The sequence below is a fragment of the Alcanivorax sp. UBA3183 genome, assembly GCF_002364155.1.
GTDB classification, from domain to species: domain Bacteria; phylum Pseudomonadota; class Gammaproteobacteria; order Pseudomonadales; family Alcanivoracaceae; genus Alcanivorax; species Alcanivorax jadensis.
Genome location: NZ_DEXN01000003.1, coordinates 95098 through 95900, shown reverse-complemented (window position 1 = coordinate 95900; position 803 = coordinate 95098). Strand labels below are relative to the sequence as shown.

The 803-nt window shown below is 58.3% G+C and carries 2 protein-coding genes; both read right to left on the bottom strand.

The features are described 5' to 3' along the window. The coding region (locus tag B3Q33_RS00570) for a TfoX/Sxy family protein (RefSeq protein WP_286826402.1) at positions 1 to 290 on the bottom strand (290 nt) is incomplete at its 3' end. Beyond that, positions 290 to 715, bottom strand: a complete 426-nt coding sequence (locus B3Q33_RS00565; protein WP_273010023.1) for an MAPEG family protein — start codon at positions 713 to 715, stop codon at positions 290 to 292. The genes B3Q33_RS00570 and B3Q33_RS00565, both read right to left, overlap by 1 nt. Positions 716 to 803: the final 88 nt, after the last annotated feature.

The window sequence follows — 803 nt, the reverse complement described above, 5'->3', positions numbered from 1 at the left end:
ACAACAGCTGCACCCTTCAGGCCACGCTGAGTACGCAAAGGGCTTTTCAGCAGCCTGTTAATAGGCCGGCCAGTGAAATCCATCTCGCCGGCTCCTGGCTTAGCAAGCAGGGCACGGTAGGCATCCGGCCCGACTCTGGCCATCAGCCGGTCACCAAGAATGCCGCAACACATGTTGCCGGCAATCATGAAACAAAGGCCACCGAACATGCGCTTTTCATCGGGCAGGGCACCGCTGACTGTCAGCAGTCCTTCGCGCACCCGCAGCGCCAGATCGCTATCAAAGGCCATCAGAACACGGCGCGTAACGCATTGACGGTGAGCCCGATCAGTACCAGTGAAGACAGGGCAAACAACACAAAACGCAGCTCGATCTTGTTGATCAGCGCCTGCAGCACCGAATGCACCACGCGGATACCCACATAGGCCCAGGCCAACGTCAGGTTGATACCGTCACCCTGGCCAAGCAGCGCCAACGACAGGGCCACGGCATAGAACACCGTAGGCTGTTCCATCAGATGATTATAGTTATCCGCTTTCCAGCGAACCCTGGCGGGCAGGGTGCTCATCTGTTCGCCCCGGGGCGCCATCGGGTCCGGTTTCATGTTGGCGGCTTTCATGGCCGGCAATCGGGCCACATACATCCAGAGCCACATGACCATGGTCCAGGCCACCAGTACCACGACCGGGGCAATAATAGGGCTTGTCACTTGCATGTCTTTTCCTCGTACTCCGTCTCAGCTGAAGCGCTCAGACCAGTTTTTCCAGAGCCGCCAGCAGCATGCCAACAAGAAAGGCTGCGAT

Bases quoted from the DNA above. Each gene is read 5' to 3' on its own strand.
- B3Q33_RS00565 (WP_273010023.1), bottom strand. From the start codon at position 715: ATGCAAGTGACAAGCCCTATTATTGCCCCGGTCGTGGTACTGGTGGCC.